At 73.0% G+C, this 14,258-nt stretch carries 13 protein-coding genes; 9 read left to right on the forward strand and 4 right to left on the reverse strand.

What is annotated here, in order from left to right; all coding sequences use genetic code 11:
* From ACIA8R_RS04980 to ACIA8R_RS04990, 3 genes are all read left to right on the forward strand, one after another.
* Nucleotides 1-1,251, forward strand: a complete 1,251-nt coding sequence (locus ACIA8R_RS04980) for a class I SAM-dependent RNA methyltransferase (protein WP_357697967.1) — start codon at nt 1-3, stop codon at nt 1,249-1,251.
* Nucleotides 1,252-1,396: 145 nt separating this feature from the next.
* Entirely contained in the window at nt 1,397-1,744 is a 348-nt protein-coding gene (locus tag ACIA8R_RS04985; protein ID WP_357697969.1) for an STAS domain-containing protein, read from the forward strand.
* Nucleotides 1,745-1,826: 82 nt separating this feature from the next.
* Nucleotides 1,827-2,969 (forward strand): DUF418 domain-containing protein, encoded by a 1,143-nt coding sequence (locus ACIA8R_RS04990; RefSeq protein ID WP_397036632.1) that lies wholly within the window; start codon nt 1,827-1,829, stop codon nt 2,967-2,969.
* Between the two features lie 3 nt (nt 2,970-2,972).
* On the opposite strand, the gene ACIA8R_RS04995 is transcribed toward ACIA8R_RS04990, so the two are convergent.
* The 4 genes from ACIA8R_RS04995 to ACIA8R_RS05010 are packed head-to-tail and all read right to left on the reverse strand — an operon-like array spanning nt 2,973 to nt 6,836.
* Nucleotides 2,973-3,572, reverse strand: coding sequence for a response regulator transcription factor (locus tag ACIA8R_RS04995; protein WP_357697972.1), 600 nt, complete (start codon nt 3,570-3,572; stop codon nt 2,973-2,975).
* Nucleotides 3,569-4,669, reverse strand: coding sequence for a sensor histidine kinase (locus ACIA8R_RS05000; RefSeq protein WP_397036634.1), 1,101 nt, complete (start codon nt 4,667-4,669; stop codon nt 3,569-3,571). Before ACIA8R_RS05000 ends, ACIA8R_RS04995 begins: the two co-directional genes overlap by 4 nt.
* The gene (locus ACIA8R_RS05005) at nt 4,666-5,796 is read right to left on the reverse strand and encodes a histidine kinase (RefSeq protein WP_364090127.1); all 1,131 of its coding nucleotides are present in this window, start codon (nt 5,794-5,796) and stop codon (nt 4,666-4,668) included. The genes ACIA8R_RS05000 and ACIA8R_RS05005 overlap by 4 nt, the downstream gene beginning before the upstream one ends.
* 26 nt (nt 5,797-5,822) lie before the next feature.
* Entirely contained in the window at nt 5,823-6,836 is a 1,014-nt protein-coding gene (locus ACIA8R_RS05010; RefSeq protein ID WP_397036636.1) for a hypothetical protein, read from the reverse strand.
* A 119-nt stretch (nt 6,837-6,955) separates the two neighbouring features.
* Between ACIA8R_RS05010 and ACIA8R_RS05015 the strand changes: the two genes are divergently transcribed.
* The 6 genes from ACIA8R_RS05015 to mug all read left to right on the forward strand — a co-directional run bounded on the left by ACIA8R_RS05015 (nt 6,956) and on the right by mug (nt 14,174).
* On the forward strand, nt 6,956-7,870 hold the full coding sequence (locus tag ACIA8R_RS05015) for an LLM class F420-dependent oxidoreductase (RefSeq protein ID WP_364090121.1): 915 nt from the start codon (nt 6,956-6,958) through the stop codon (nt 7,868-7,870).
* A gap of 42 nt (nt 7,871-7,912) precedes the next feature.
* Nucleotides 7,913-9,547, forward strand: coding sequence for a 3' terminal RNA ribose 2'-O-methyltransferase Hen1 (locus ACIA8R_RS05020; RefSeq protein WP_397036639.1), 1,635 nt, complete (start codon nt 7,913-7,915; stop codon nt 9,545-9,547).
* Nucleotides 9,531-11,990, forward strand: a complete 2,460-nt coding sequence (locus ACIA8R_RS05025) for a polynucleotide kinase-phosphatase (RefSeq protein ID WP_397036641.1) — start codon at nt 9,531-9,533, stop codon at nt 11,988-11,990. Before ACIA8R_RS05020 ends, ACIA8R_RS05025 begins: the two co-directional genes overlap by 17 nt.
* 28 nt (nt 11,991-12,018) lie before the next feature.
* Nucleotides 12,019-12,144 (forward strand): hypothetical protein, encoded by a 126-nt coding sequence (locus ACIA8R_RS05030; protein ID WP_364090115.1) that lies wholly within the window; start codon nt 12,019-12,021, stop codon nt 12,142-12,144.
* 85 nt (nt 12,145-12,229) lie between these two features.
* On the forward strand, nt 12,230-13,630 hold the full coding sequence (locus ACIA8R_RS05035) for a sugar porter family MFS transporter (RefSeq protein ID WP_397036642.1): 1,401 nt from the start codon (nt 12,230-12,232) through the stop codon (nt 13,628-13,630).
* Between the two features lie 31 nt (nt 13,631-13,661).
* Complete coding sequence (mug, locus tag ACIA8R_RS05040; RefSeq protein WP_397036643.1) at nt 13,662-14,174, forward strand: G/U mismatch-specific DNA glycosylase; 513 nt, start codon at nt 13,662-13,664, stop codon at nt 14,172-14,174.
* Nucleotides 14,175-14,258 lie beyond the last annotated feature (84 nt).

Consider the following 14,258-nt stretch of genomic DNA (forward strand, 5'->3'; position numbering starts at 1 on the left):
GTGGAACAGGCATCTCTGGAGTTGACGGTCGGTCCGGTCGCGCATGGCGGCTGGTGTGTGGCGCGCCATGAAGGGCGGGTGGTCTTCGTCCGGCACGCGTTGCCCGGCGAGCGGGTGATCGCCGACGTGACCGAGGAGACGAGCCGGTTCCTGCGCGCCGACGCCGTGGAGATCCTGGAGCCCTCGCCCGACCGCGTCGTCCCGCCCTGCCAGTACGCCGGCCCCGGCCGGTGCGGCGGCTGCGACTGGCAGCATGCCACGCTGGAGGCGCAGCGCCGGCTCAAGGCCCAGGTCGTGGCCGAGCAGCTGCACCGCCTGGCGGGCATCGAGCGCGAGATCGTCGTCGAGGAGGTGCCCGGCGCCAAGGACGGGCTCGGCTGGCGCACCCGCGTGCAGTTCGCCGCCACCCCCGCGGGCGAGCTGGGCTTCCGCCGGCACCGCTCGCACGAGATCGAGGTCGTCGACGCCTGCCTGATCGCCCACCCCGAGGTCGAGGCGGTCGCGGCCGAAGACCACGACTGGCCCGGCGCGGCGGGCGTCGAGGTCATCGCCTCCGCCGGCGGCGACCGTGCCGTGGTGGTCTCCCCGCGTCCGCGGCGCAGCGTGAGCGTGCCCGACCTCGACGCGCCCGCCTCGATCCTGCTCGACCAGGGCAAGGGCCGCTCGGTGCCGCGCCGCGGCTCCGGCGTGCTCCACGAGCACGTGGGCGACCGCGAGTTCCGGGTGGCCGGCAGCGGCTTCTGGCAGATCCACCCGGGGGCGGCCGAGACGCTGCTCGACGCGGTGCTCGCCTACGCCGCGCCCGAGCCGGGGGAGTGGGCCCTCGACCTCTACTGCGGGGTCGGCCTGTTCGCGGCCGGGCTGGCCGAGGCGGTCGGGCCGGAGGGCGCGGTGTTCGGGCTGGAGTCCGACGCGGCGGCCGTCCGCGACGCCCGTGCCAACCTGCGCGACCTGCCGCAGGCCAGGGTCGAGCGCGGCCGGGTCGAGGAGGCGCTCGACCGGTTCCAGATCGAGCGCGCCGACCTCGTGGTGGTCGACCCGCCGCGGTCGGGCCTCGGGCGCGAGGTGGTGGAGCGCGTCGCGGGGCTGGAGGCGCTGCGCATCGTCTACGTCTCCTGCGACCCCGCGACGCTGGCCAGAGACCTCAAGTGGCTGGGCGAGCTGGGCTACGATCTGACCGATCTGCGGGCCTTCGACGCCTTCCCGATGACCCACCACGTCGAGTGCGTGGCGCTGCTGGTGAAGCGCTGAGAGGCGCCGCCCGGCCAAGGCGTGACCTCATCGTGACGGTTTGCCGGAACCTCGAGAGGGTGAAGCTGTCTATCGTGCATCCATGGTCGCCTCCGGAGGCACGGGCCGCTCAGGATCGGACAGGCCGCCGATGACACCGCTCGCGATGAGCCATCGGCACCTGCCCGGCGTGACCGTGATCGAGGTGCGCGGTGAGGTCGACGCCACCAACCACACACGATTACGGGAACACGTCCGGCAGGCCAGGGCGCGTCCGGGCGACCACGTGGTGTTCGACCTGAGCGCGATGACGTTCATGGACAGCTCGGGGCTGCACGTCCTGCTCGCCTGTCACCAGGAGGCGCTGGAGCACGACGCGCGCGTCCACCTCGCCGCCCCGCAGGGTGCTCCCGCCCGGCTGCTGGAGATCACCGGGGTCGACGCGCACCTGCCGGTCCACACGACCGTCGACGCCGCCGTGGCCGCCGCGGTCACGGCCGGTCCGCCCTCCTGAGCCTCTGGTCCGAGCCTTTGGTCGCGTCCGGCGAGACCAAGGACGGACGCGCCGCGCGGGGAGGCGTCCCTAGCGTCGGGGCATGACGCACACCACCCTCGCCGGGCGCGTGCAGGAGATCGACGCCGTACGCGGTTTCGCGCTGGCGGGCATCCTGGTCGCGAACATCGGCTTCCTGGCCGACCCCGGGTACGCGCTGTCGGGCGCCATGCCCGCCCCCGACGGGCCCGTGGCCCTGGCCGTCACCGCCTTCGTGCTGACGAAGTTCTACATCATCTTCTCGTTCCTGTTCGGCTACTCCTTCACGCTCCAGATGCGGGCGGCCGAGCGGGCGGGGGCGAGCGTACGGGCCAGGACGCTGCGCCGGTGCCTGGCCCTGTTCGTCATCGGCGTGGCCCACGGCCTGTTGTTGTGGATCGGCGACATCCTCACCCTGTACGCCGCGCTCGGCGTGGTCCTGCTGGCCCTGCGCGGGCTGAAGCCCAGGACGGCCGTCATCGCCGGCTCCTCGATCATCGGCGTGCTGACCCTGTTCTGGCTGGCGCTCGCCTGGCTGTCGACCCTCGACCCGGCCGCGGGGCAGCCCGTACCGGCCGATCCGGCCGAGGCGGCCCGCGTGCTGGGCCTGGCGACCGGCGGCCCGCTGGACTTCCTGACGATGCAGACCGAGCTGTACCCGCCGCTGGTGACCATGATCTGGCTCTTCCAGGGGCCGGCCGCGCTGGCCATGTTCCTGTTCGGGCTCGCGGCCGGCAAGTCCAGGCTGCTGGAGGACCTCGGACGCTGGTCGCACCTGCTGCCCCGCGTCCAGTGGGTGGGCTTCGGCGTCGGCCCGCCCGGCGGCCTCCTGTACGCCTGGACGTCGGGTCGGAACGGCGCGGTGGAGCTGGTCGGCGGCGCGGTCAACACGATCACCTCGATCCTGCTGGCCGCCGCGTACGTCGCCACCCTGCTCCGGGTGATCGGCCGGTACCCGGCGGCGGGCCGCGTCCTGGCCGCCCCGGGACGGGTGGCCGCCTCCAACTACGTCGGCCAGTCCCTGCTCATCGCCCTGGTCTTCACCGGGTACGGCCTCGCGCTGGCGGGCCGGCTGTCGCCGATCGCGGTGATGGGCGTCGCCCTGGTGATCTACACCCTGCTGGTGTGGGCGAGCGGACGCTGGCTGCGCACCCACCGCCACGGCCCGGTGGAGTACGTGCTGCGCCGGGTCACCAACTGGCGCTGAGGGTCAGAGCCAGCCCATGCGCTGGGCGGTGCGGATCGCCTCCAGCCGGTTCTGGGCGTTGAGCTTGGTCATCGCGCTGGACAGGTAGTTGCGCACGGTGCCCTCGGTCAGATGGAGCTCGCCGGCGATCCTGGAGATCGTCGCTCCGTCGCCCGCCAGGCGCAGCGCGTCGCGCTCCCGCTCGGTCAGCGGGCTGTCGCCGGCCGCCATCGCGGCGGCGGCCAGCTCGGCGTCCAGGTAGCGGCCGCCGGCCATGACCTTGCGGATCGCCATCGCCAGCTCCTCGGCGGAGGCGTCCTTGCCGAGGAATCCGCTCACGCCGGCGGCCATCGCCCTGCGCAGGTAGCCGGGGCGGCCCAGGCTGGTCAGGATGACGATCTTGCACTGCGCGCTGATGTGCTCGGCGGCGCTCAGGCCGTCCATGCCGGGCATCTCGATGTCCAGCACGGCCACGTCGGGGCGGTGCTCGGCGACCGCGGCCACGACCTCGTCGCCCCGGCCCACCTGCGCCACGACCTCGATGCCGTCCTCCAGGTCGAGCAGGGCGGCGATCGCGCCGCGGATCAGGTGCTCGTCGTCGGCGAGCAGCACGCGGGTGGTCATGCCGGCACCGCCGCGCGCAGCAGGTAGCCGCCGTCGCCCGTCGGCTCGGCCCGCAGCACGCCGCCCGCCGCGCCGACCCGCTGGGCCAGGCCCGCCAGCCCGATGGCCGCGTGCTCGCCCACCGGGCCGCTCACCCCGTCGTTGGACATCTCCAGAACCCCGTTCTCGATCGTGATCGTGCAGCGTTCGGCCTTGCTGTGCTTGAGCACGTTGGTGGCGCCCTCGCGGACGACCGTGGCGAGCAGGGTGCGCGCCTCCGGGGCCAGCGCCGCGGTCTCGGCCCGTACCGTGCAGCGGACCTCGGCGGCCTCCAGCACCGCCCGGACGCCGGCCAGCACCTCGTCCAGGTCGAGCGCCCGGTAGTTCTGCACCACCGCGCGCACCTCGCGCAGCGACCGCCTGGCCAGGTCGCGCACCTCGAACATGGTCCGCCCGGCGGCGGCCGGGTCGGCCGGCAGCGACCCGGCGGCCTGGGCGGTCCTGGCCGAGACGTCGGCCAGGCTCTGCCCGAGCAGGTCGTTGAGGTCGCGGGCGAAGCGCAGCCGCTCCTCCGAGACCGCCAGCCTGGCCCTGGTCTCCTGCCCTTCGTGCGCCTCCTTGGCCACCCGCCACAACCACAGGTTCGCCAGCACGCCGCCCACGCCGATCGCGGTGAACATCGCCAGGACCACGACCGCCATCAGCATCTCCATGGGCATGCCCATGGTCAGCGCGAGGACGAGCGCGAGCACGGCGATCCAGCCGACGGACAACCAGACGATCGTCCGCCGGCGGACGTAGGGGGCGAGCATGGCCAGCCACACCGGTATGGCGTACAGGACCGTGCAGGCCGAGAGGACCAGGGCGAGCACCCCGGAGACGGCCAGCAGCGCCGTCGGACGCGGGCCGCCGCGCACGGCGATCCGGAACGGCCGCGTGGCCAGCGCCATGAAGACCAGCAGCAGCACCCCGGCGACCACGAACGCCTGCCAGGGCAGGTCGACCGACTGGGCGAGGATGTACAGGTTGTAGAAGCCGGTCGCGGAGACCAGCAGGATGATGTCGGTGGAGTAGACGATCAGCCAGCGGACCTTGTCCAGCCGGGTCGGCCGCCTCATGCGGGCACCGCCGCGCGCAGCAGGAACTCGCCGGTGGGCGTCGGGGCGGCCGAGAACGAGCCGCCCGCCGTGGTCAGGCGCTCCGACAGGCCGCGCAGGCCACTGCCGGGGGCCACGGGGAGATCCTTGACGCCGTCGTTGCGCATCTCCAGCACGCCGCCGTCGATCGTGATCGCGCAGGTGGTGGCCGAGCTGTGCTTGAGCACGTTCGTGCCGCCCTCGCGCACGACCCACGCCAGCAGCGCGCGTCCTGCGGGGGACAGGTCGGCGGCCCTGGTCTCGATCAGGCAGCGCGCGCCGACCGCCTCCAGCGCGGCCCGTACGCCGGCGAGCTCCGCGTCCAGGTCGAGCGTGTGGTAGCCGTCCACGGCCAGTTGCACCTCGGCCAGCGAGCCCTGGGCCAGCCGGCGCACCTCGTCCATCTCGGCGAGGGCTCTGGCCTGGTCCTTGGCCGACAACTTGGCCGCCAGCTCGCTCTTCAGCGTGATCACCGACAGGCTGCGGCCGAGCAGGTCGTGCAGGTCGCGGGCGAAGCGCAGGCGTTCCTCCGCGATGGCCAGGCGGGCCTTGGCCTCCTGGCCGTCGTGGGCGTCCCTGATCGTCCACCAGAGCCAGCGCCACAGCAGCGTGGCCGCGACCAGCAGGACGCAACTGACCACCTCGGTGATCAGCGTGCCGACCCAGGACCGGTCGGTGATCAGTGTGACGTACGCGCTGACCAGGCCGGTCACGGCGGCGCCCAGGCAGGCCGTGGCCCACAGCGGCAGGTAGAGCGCGGCCACCGACACCCACAGGACGCCGGCCTCCAGCCAGGTGCTCATGTCGGCCAGCTCCTGGTGCGGCAGCAGCAGCACCGAGCCAGCCGCGAACGCCCCGGACAGCAGCAGCCTGGCCGTGGGCCGCGGCCGGCCGTCGAAGGCGGCCCGCAGCAGCAGGGGGAACAGCGTGAACTGGCCCACCAGGCAGGCGATCGTGAGCAGCGCCCGCGGGACGGTGATGACGCCCCGCGCCGCGAAGATGACGACCAGGGTCACGAACACCACGCCCAGGAGGGTGATCATGGCGTCCATCCAGTAGATGAGGATCTTGCGCGCGCCCTCGGCCCGGTTCGCCACCGTCTCCCTCACCCCCTGGATTTGTGCGAAATCCTATGTCAGGAGTGGGTAAGCCAGAGAATTCGGGATACGTCCGGTTTGGGAGGTTTGCCGCGCAGCGACAGCCAGGCCAGCCCGTGCCGGACGGCGTAGTCCGACAGTTTGCGGGCCTCGGTCTCGTCCAGATCGCCGGCCCTGGAGAGCACCGGGGTCAGGGCCAGCCGCTCCCACACCTGCTCATCGGCGGGCTCATCGGCGGGCCCCTTGGCAGACGGGGCGTAGGCCCGCGCGAGCTGACCGGCCGCCGCCCGCACGGCCGATCCCAGCCTGCGCAGCCGCCCCTCCGGCCCGCCACGCGGCTCCATCTCGGCCAGCAGCTCGACCGTGTCCACCCGGGCGCCCTCCCGCCGGGTCGTGCGCAGCATCGCCAGGTCGGCCGCGTCCAGCCCGTCCGGCTTCAGACGCAGGGTGAAGCTCACCCGCAGCGGCCGTTCCCCTTGCAGGGCGCGCAGCGCCCGCGCCCTGCGCAGCACGGCGGCCGGGTCGGCGGCGTCGCGGATCTCGAAGCCCGCCGCGGCGGCCCCGAGCGCGCCGACCGCCCTGCGGTAGGCGGTGGCCAGGCCGCCGGGCCTGGTGCAGGTGGCGGCCGGATCCTGCCCGCCGGGGCCGCCGAACACCGGGAAGGCGTCGCCGCCCGCCACCCGCAGCCGCCCGAGCCCGGCGGCCACCGGATCGCCGCCCGGTCCGTCCCACCGGACGAGGCAGCCGTCGCCGCCCGCGACGAGATGGCCGAGCGCGTACCGGCGGACGCCGCTGCCGCGCGACTCGGCGGCCAGGTCGAACTCCGGTTCGCGGGCGGTGTCGACGAACCCCACGAACGAGCGCGGCGGCTCCCGCACGGCCACCGGCGGCCGCGGCGGCGCGAAGCGGGCGGGGGCGGCGGACGGCGGCGCCGGGCTGGCGCCCGCGGGCAACATCCGGATCGCCAGGCACGTGGCCCCGGCCAGCACCAGCGCGGCCAGCACCGCCAGGGGACGGGGGAGCGTGCCGGACTCTCTTGCCTTCCGCGACATATGCCACCCATCGTGATTGATCGGCTACTTTCAGCGGTTGATGGTGAAGGTAGCAAGCCTTCGCCGGGCGGCGGGGGGCTTTTCCGGTCGCCGTCCGATGTGGGCGGATAATGAGCCTCATGAAGCTGCGGATCTTCACCGAGCCCCAGCAGGGCGCCACCTATGACGACCTGCTCGCCGTCGCCCAGGCCGCGGAACGCCTGGGGTTCGACGCCTTCTTCCGGTCCGACCACTACCAGCGCATCGGCCCCGGCGACCCCGGCGCCGGCTCGACCGACGCCTGGGTGACGCTCGGCGCCCTGGCCAGGGAGACGTCCACGATCAGGCTCGGCACGCTGGTGACGCCGGCCACGTTCCGGCTGCCCGGCCCGCTGGCGATCACCGTGGCCCAGGTCGACCAGATGAGCGGCGGCCGGGTCGAGCTGGGCTTCGGCACCGGCTGGTTCGACGGGGAGCACTCCGCGTACGGCATCCCGTTCCCGCCGCTCGGCGAGCGGTTCGGCCGCTTCGAGGAGCAGCTGGAGATCGTCACCGGCCTGTGGACGGCGAAGGACTCCTACTCCTTCGAGGGCCGCTACTACCGGCTGGTCGACTCGCCGGCGCTGCCCAAGCCGGCCCAGCGGCCCCGTCCGCCGGTGATCATCGGCGGCTTCGGCGCCAAGCGCACGCCCCGGCTGGCGGCCGAGTACGCCGACGAGTACAACGTGCCGTTCCGCACCCTGGCCGACACCGGGCAGGCGTTCGCGCGGGTGCGCGAGGCGGCCGACGCGGTGGGCCGCGGCCTGATCCTGTCGGCGGCGCAGACCGTCGTCGTCGGCGCCGACCAGGCCGAGATCGAGCGGCGCGCCGCCGCCATCGGCCAGGACCCCGGCCTGCTGCGCGAGGGCGGCCTGTGCGGCACCCCCGACGAGGTGGTGGCCAAGCTCGGCGCGTTCGCCAAGCTCGGGGCCGAGCGGGTCTACCTCCAGGTCCTCGACCTGGCCGACCTCGAACACCTGGAGCTGATCGCCGCAGAGGTGTTGCCGCACGTGTAATTCCGTTGGCGGTGCTTCGTCCGGCTACGGCACACTTGGGGCGTGCTGTTGACGATCACGACCACCGCCACGCCGGCCACCGACCTGGGCTTTCTCCTGCACAAGCATCCTGAGCGCGTGCAGGAGTTCGGCCAATCGTTCGGCACGGCCACGGTGTTCTACCCGGAGGCGGGCGAGGAGCGCTGCACGGCGGCCCTCCTGCTGGAGGTCGACCCGATCGCGCTGGTCCGGTCGCGCGGCCGCAACTCGCCCGACTTCAGCCTGTCGCAGTACGTCAACGACCGCCCGTACGCGGCCTCGTCGCTGCTGGCCGTCGCGCTCGCCGACGTCTTCCGCACCGCGCGGGCGGGCCGCTGCAAGGCCCGTCCCGAGCTGCCGGGCACCGCGCTGCCGCTGGAGGTCCGGGTGCCCGCGCTGCCCTGCCGGGGCGGCCCCGAGCTGGCCCGGCGGCTGTTCGAGCCGCTGGGCTGGACGGTGGAGGCGCAGCCGCTGCCGCTGGACGAGGGCTTCCCCGAGTGGGGCGAGTCCCGGTACGTGCGGCTCACCTTGAGCGGCACCGTGCTCCTGGCCGACGCGCTCAACCACCTCTACGTGCTGCTCCCCGTGCTGGACGACGGCAAGCACTACTGGATCGCGTCCGACGAGATCGACAAGCTCGTCAAGGCGGGGGCGGGCTGGCTCGGCGAGCATCCTGAGCGCGGCCTGATCACCCGGCGCTACTTCGGGCGGCGCTGGTCGCTGGCCCGCGCCGCGCTGGCCAGGCTGGCCGAGCTGGGCGACGAGACCGAGGAGGAGCTGGAGCCGGCGCTCGCCGAGGAGGCCCCCGCCGAGGAGACGGCCGCCGACGAGGCCGCCGCCGCCTTCACCGCCGACCCCGCCGCTTCCGACCCTGCCGCTTCCGACCCTGCCGCTTCCGACCCTGCCGCTTCCGACCCCGCTGCTTCCGACCCCGCTGCTTCCGACCCTGCCGCTTCCGACCCTGCCGCTTCCGACACTGGCGCCGCCGCCGACGCTCCGGAAGCCGGGCCCGAAGGGGAGGCCGCGCCCGGAGGGCGGCCGGAGCCGAAGGCGCGGCCGCTCAACACGCTGCGGCGCGAGGCCGTGCTGCGCAGGCTCGAAGAGCTCGGCGCGACGAGCGTGATCGACCTGGGCTGCGGGCAGGGCGAGCTGGTCGCCGCGCTGCTGGCCAGGCCCAGGTTCGCCCGCGTCGCCGGCATGGACGTCTCCTCCATCGCGCTCACCATCGCCGCCCGCAAGCTGCGCCTGGACCGCATGCCCGACGCCAAGCGGGCCCGGCTCACCCTGTTCCAGGGCGCGCTGACGTACACCGACAAGCGGCTGGCCGGCTACGACGCCGCCGTGCTCATGGAGGTCGTCGAGCACGTCGACCCGCCGCGGCTGGCCGCGCTCGAACGCGTCGTGTTCGGCCGCGCCCGGCCGGAGCACGTGCTCGTCACCACGCCCAACATCGAGCACAACGTGCGTTACGAGTTCCTGACCGGCCTGCGCCACCCCGACCACCGCTTCGAGTGGACCCGGGCCGAGTTCGCCGCCTGGGCCGACCGGGTGGCCGCCCAGTACGGCTACCACGTCGCCTTCGAACCCGTCGGCGAGGACGACCCCGAGGTCGGCCCGCCCACCCAGATGGGAGTCTTCACCCGTGATCAGCGTTCCTGAGCTGTCCCTCGTGGTGCTCGTCGGCGTCTCCGGCAGCGGCAAGTCCACCTTCGCGCGCCGCCACTTCAAGCCCACGCAGGTCATCTCCTCCGACTTCTGCCGCGGCCTGGTGTCCGACGACGAGAACGACCAGGCCGCCACGCCCGCCGCGTTCGACCTGCTGCACCACATCGTCGGCGTCCGCCTGTCCAGGGGCCTGTTCACCGTCGTGGACGCCACCAACGTCCAGTACCCGGCCCGCAAGAGCCTCATCGAGCTGGCCAGACAGCACGACGTGCTGGCCGACGCCATCGTGCTGGACACGCCGGAGGAGGTCGCCGTCGAGCGCAACGCCGCGCGTCCCGACCGCGACTTCGGCCCCGGCGTCGTGATCCGCCAGCGCAAGGAGCTGCGCCGCTCGCTGTCCAAGATCTCCGCCGACGGCTTCCGGCGGGTGCACGTGCTGCGCGGCCTGAAGGAGATCGACAACGCCGAGATCACGTACGAGAAGGCGTGGTCGGACCGGACCGAGCTGACCGGCCCGTTCGACATCATCGGCGACGTGCACGGCTGCCGCTCGGAGCTGGAGACGCTGCTGCGGAAGCTGGGCTGGCAGGGCCTGGCCCACCCCGAGGGCCGTACCGCCGTCTTCGTCGGCGACCTGGTCGACCGCGGGCCCGACACGCCGGGCGTGCTGCGCCTGGTCATGGACATGGTCGAGGCGGGCACCGCCATCTGCGTGGCCGGCAACCACGAGCAGAAGCTCGTGCGCGCGCTGAACGGCCGCAAGGTCACGGTCGCCCACGGCCTGCGCGAGTCGCTGGACCAGCTCGCCGCCGAGCCGCCCGAGTTCGGCGAGCGGGCCAGGACGTTCATGGACGGCCTGCTCAGCCACTACCGCCTGGACGGCGGCCGGCTCGTCGTCGCGCACGCCGGGCTGAAGGAGACCTACCACGGCCGCGCCTCCAAGCGCGTACGCGCCTTCGCCCTGTACGGCGACACCACCGGCGAGACCGACGAGTACGGCCTCCCGGTCCGCTACCCGTGGGCCGACGAGTACCGCGGCCGGGCCATGGTCGTCTACGGCCACACGCCCACGGTCACCCCGGAGTGGGTCAACAACACGATCTGCCTGGACACCGGCTGCGTCTTCGGCGGCCACCTGACCGCGCTGCGCTACCCCGAGCGCGAGATCGTCCAGGTCCCGGCCGAGCAGGTCTGGTACGAGCCGGTCAAGCCGCTCGGCGGGCCCGCCCGCGAGCCCGGCATGCTCGACGTCGGCGACGTGATCGGCACCCGGCACGTCGAGACCCGCTTCGGCGGCCGGGTCAAGGTGCTGGAGGAGAACGCGGCCGCCGCGCTGGAGGTCATGAGCCGGTTCGCCGTCGACCCGAGCTGGCTGGTCTACCTGCCGCCGACCATGGCGCCGCCGGAGACGTCCAGGCTCGACGGTTACCTGGAGCACCCGCACGAGGCGTTCGAGGAGTTCGCCGCGGCGGGGGTGAGCGAGGTCGTGTGCGAGGAGAAGCACATGGGCTCGCGGGCCGTCGCCGTGCTGGCCAGGACGCCCGAGGTCGCCGCCGCCCGGTTCGGCGTGGCCGACGGCAGCGCGGGGGCGGTGTTCACGCGTACCGGGCGGCCGTTCTTCCGGGACATGACGCCGCTGGTCGAGGCGCTGCGCGCGGCCTGCGAGCCGCTGTGGGAGGAACTGCGCTCGGACTGGGTCGTGCTCGACTGCGAGCTGCTGCCCTGGTCGGCCAAGGCGGGCGAGCTGATCAGGTCGCAGTACGCCTCCGTCGGCGCCGCCGCGCGGGCCGCGCTGCCCGAGGCCGTCACGGCCCTGGAGGCGGCGGCCGGACGCGGGCTCGACGTGGGCGGGTTGCTGACCCGCACCCGGCGCCGCTCCGCCAACGCCGCCCTGTTCCGCGACGCGTACGCGCGCTACTGCTGGCCGGTCGACGGGCTCGACGGGATCAGGCTGGCGCCGTTCCAGATCCTGGCCTGCGAGGGACGGGCCACGGCGCTGGAGCCGCACGCCTGGCACCTGTCCACGCTGGCGCTGCTCGACTCGCCGCTGATCGCCCCGACCAGGAACGTGACCGTCACGCTCGGCTCGCCGGAGTCCAGGGACGCGGCCACCGCCTGGTGGGAGTCGCTGACCGCCGCCGGGGGAGAGGGCATGGTGGTCAAGCCCGCCACGTACGTGCCCGGCCGGGTGCAGCCCGGCGTGAAGGTACGCGGCCGGGAGTACCTGCGGATCATCTACGGGCCCGACTACACCGAGTCCCTCGACGTGCTGCGCCGGCGCTTCCTCGGCAAGAAGCGCTCCCTGGCGCTGCGCGAGTACGCCCTCGGCCTGGAGGCGTTGTCGCGCCTGGCGGACGGCGAGGCGGGCTGGCGGGTGCACGAGCCGGTCTTCGCGGTGCTGGCCCTGGAGTCCGAGCCGGTGGACCCGCGCCTGTGACCGCCCGGGCCCTCTCCAAGGAGACGACATGACCGCCGACCGTCACCGTCCGGGTTACGTCCGGCGCAGGCTCGGGCGTGCGCTGCTGGGGTACGCCCTGGCGCTGGTGGCGGCGGTCGTCGTGATCGCGGTCTTCTGGCTGACCCGGTCCTGATGCCCGGTTTGCGGCAAGGTTGGGTAAGCGCCGCGCTACACAGGTGATCTCCGGGTAGGTCCCCGATCACGGGGAAGGGACCTGTATGGCAACTCGGTACACCCATCAGGAGCATCTGGGCCACGTCGTCTTCATCACCGCGGCGGCGGCCATCGGCGGCTTCCTGTTCGGATACGACAGCTCGGTCATCAACGGCGCGGTCACCGGCATCCAGCGGCACTTCCAGGTGGGCGCGGTCCAGATCGGCTTCGTCGTGGCCATCGCGCTGCTCGGGTCCGCGCTCGGGGCCTGGATCGGGGGCGGGCTGGCCGACCGGTGGGGGCGTACCCGGTCGATGCAGGTGGCCGCGGGCCTGTTCACCGTCAGCTCGATCGGGCAGATGTTGCCGTTCGCGATCTGGGACCTGGGGTTGTGGCGGGTCATCGCGGGCTTCGCGATCGGCATGGCCTCGGTGCTCGGTCCGGCCTACATCGCCGAGGTCGCGCCGCCCGCCTACCGGGGGAGGCTGGGCTCGTTCCAGCAGCTCGCCATCGTGCTCGGCATCGCGGTCTCGCAGCTCGTCAACTACCTGATCGCCGAGCTCGCGGGCGGCGACGTCAACAACCACCTGTGGGGGCTGCAGGCGTGGCAGTGGATGCTGGGCGCCTGTGCCGTTCCGGCCCTGCTGTACCTGCTGTTCGCCTCCGCCATCCCCGAGTCGCCGCGCTACCTGATCATGTCGGGGCGGTCGAGGAAGGCCCGCGAGGTGCTGGCCGAGGTCGAGGGTGACGACGTGGACCTCGACGCCCGGATCGCCGAGATCCAGCACGTGCTGCGGACCGAGCGCGTGCCGGGGCTGAAGGACCTGCGCGGGAGCGCGCTCGGCCTGCTGCCGATCGTCTGGATCGGCATCATCCTGTCGGCGTTCCAGCAGCTCGTCGGCATCAACGTGATCTTCTACTACTCGTCCGTGTTGTGGCAGTCGGTGGGCATCAACCAGAGCAACTCGCTGCTGATCAGCTTCTCCAGCTCGATCATCAACATCATCGGCACGTTCATCGCCATCGCGCTGGTCGACCGGATCGGGCGCCGGCCGCTGCTGCTGATCGGCTCGGCCGGCATGACGATCGCGCTGGGCACGGCGGCCTGGGCGTTCAGCGCGTCGCGGGAGATCGGCGGCGTGGTCTCGCTGCCGAGCCCGCAGGGGCCGATCGCGCTCATCGCGGCCAACGTGTTCGTGCTGTTCTTCGCCCTGTCGTGGGGGGTGGTGGTCTGGGTCCTGCTCGGCGAGATGTTCCCCAACCGGATCCGCGCCGCCGCCCTCGGCGTCGCCGCGGCCGCGCAGTGGATCGCCAACTGGCTGATCACGGTCTCGTTCCCGGCGCTGTCGGAGTGGAACCTGCCGCTCACCTACGCCATGTACGCCCTGTTCGCCCTGCTGTCATTCCTCTTCGTCACCAAATGGGTCAAGGAGACCAAGGGCCGCAGACTCGAAGAGATGGGCTGACCACGCCGCGGAGTGGACTAACCTCCGGCACGTGCTTGTCGACGTGCTCGGCCCCCGCCTGAACGTGCTCTTCTGCGGCATCAACCCCGGCCTGATGTCCGAGGCCACCGGCCACCACTTCGCCCGGCCGGGCAACAGGTTCTGGCCCGCGCTGCACCTGTCCGGCTTCACGCCGCGCCTGCTGGCCCCCGCCGAGCAGCACCTGCTCCCCTCGTACGGGCTGGGCATCACGAACATCGTCCCCCGGGCCAGTGCCAAGGCGTCGGAGTTGAGCAGGGACGAACTGATGGAGGGTGGCCGGGCGCTGGCGGAGAAGGTGGCGGAATCGGGGCCGCGGGTGCTGGCCGTCCTGGGCATCTCGGCGTACCGGACGGCCTTCGAGCGGCGCAAGGCGGTCATCGGACCCCAGCCCGAGCAGGTCGGCGAGGCCCGCGTGTGGGTGCTGCCGAACCCGAGCGGGCTCAACGCCCACTGGACCGTGACCACGATCGCGGAGGAGATGGCCCGCCTGCGGGCCTCACTGGACCGGCCGCACTCCGGATAGGCCCGGCGAGCGCCGCACAGCCGGTCGCTGAACTGCGCTTGCGGACGGATCCAAGTGACGCACAAGCGTTGATCGCTAGACACG

The organism is Nonomuraea sp. NPDC051191, from assembly GCF_044455665.1.
Classification (GTDB): domain Bacteria; phylum Actinomycetota; class Actinomycetes; order Streptosporangiales; family Streptosporangiaceae; genus Nonomuraea.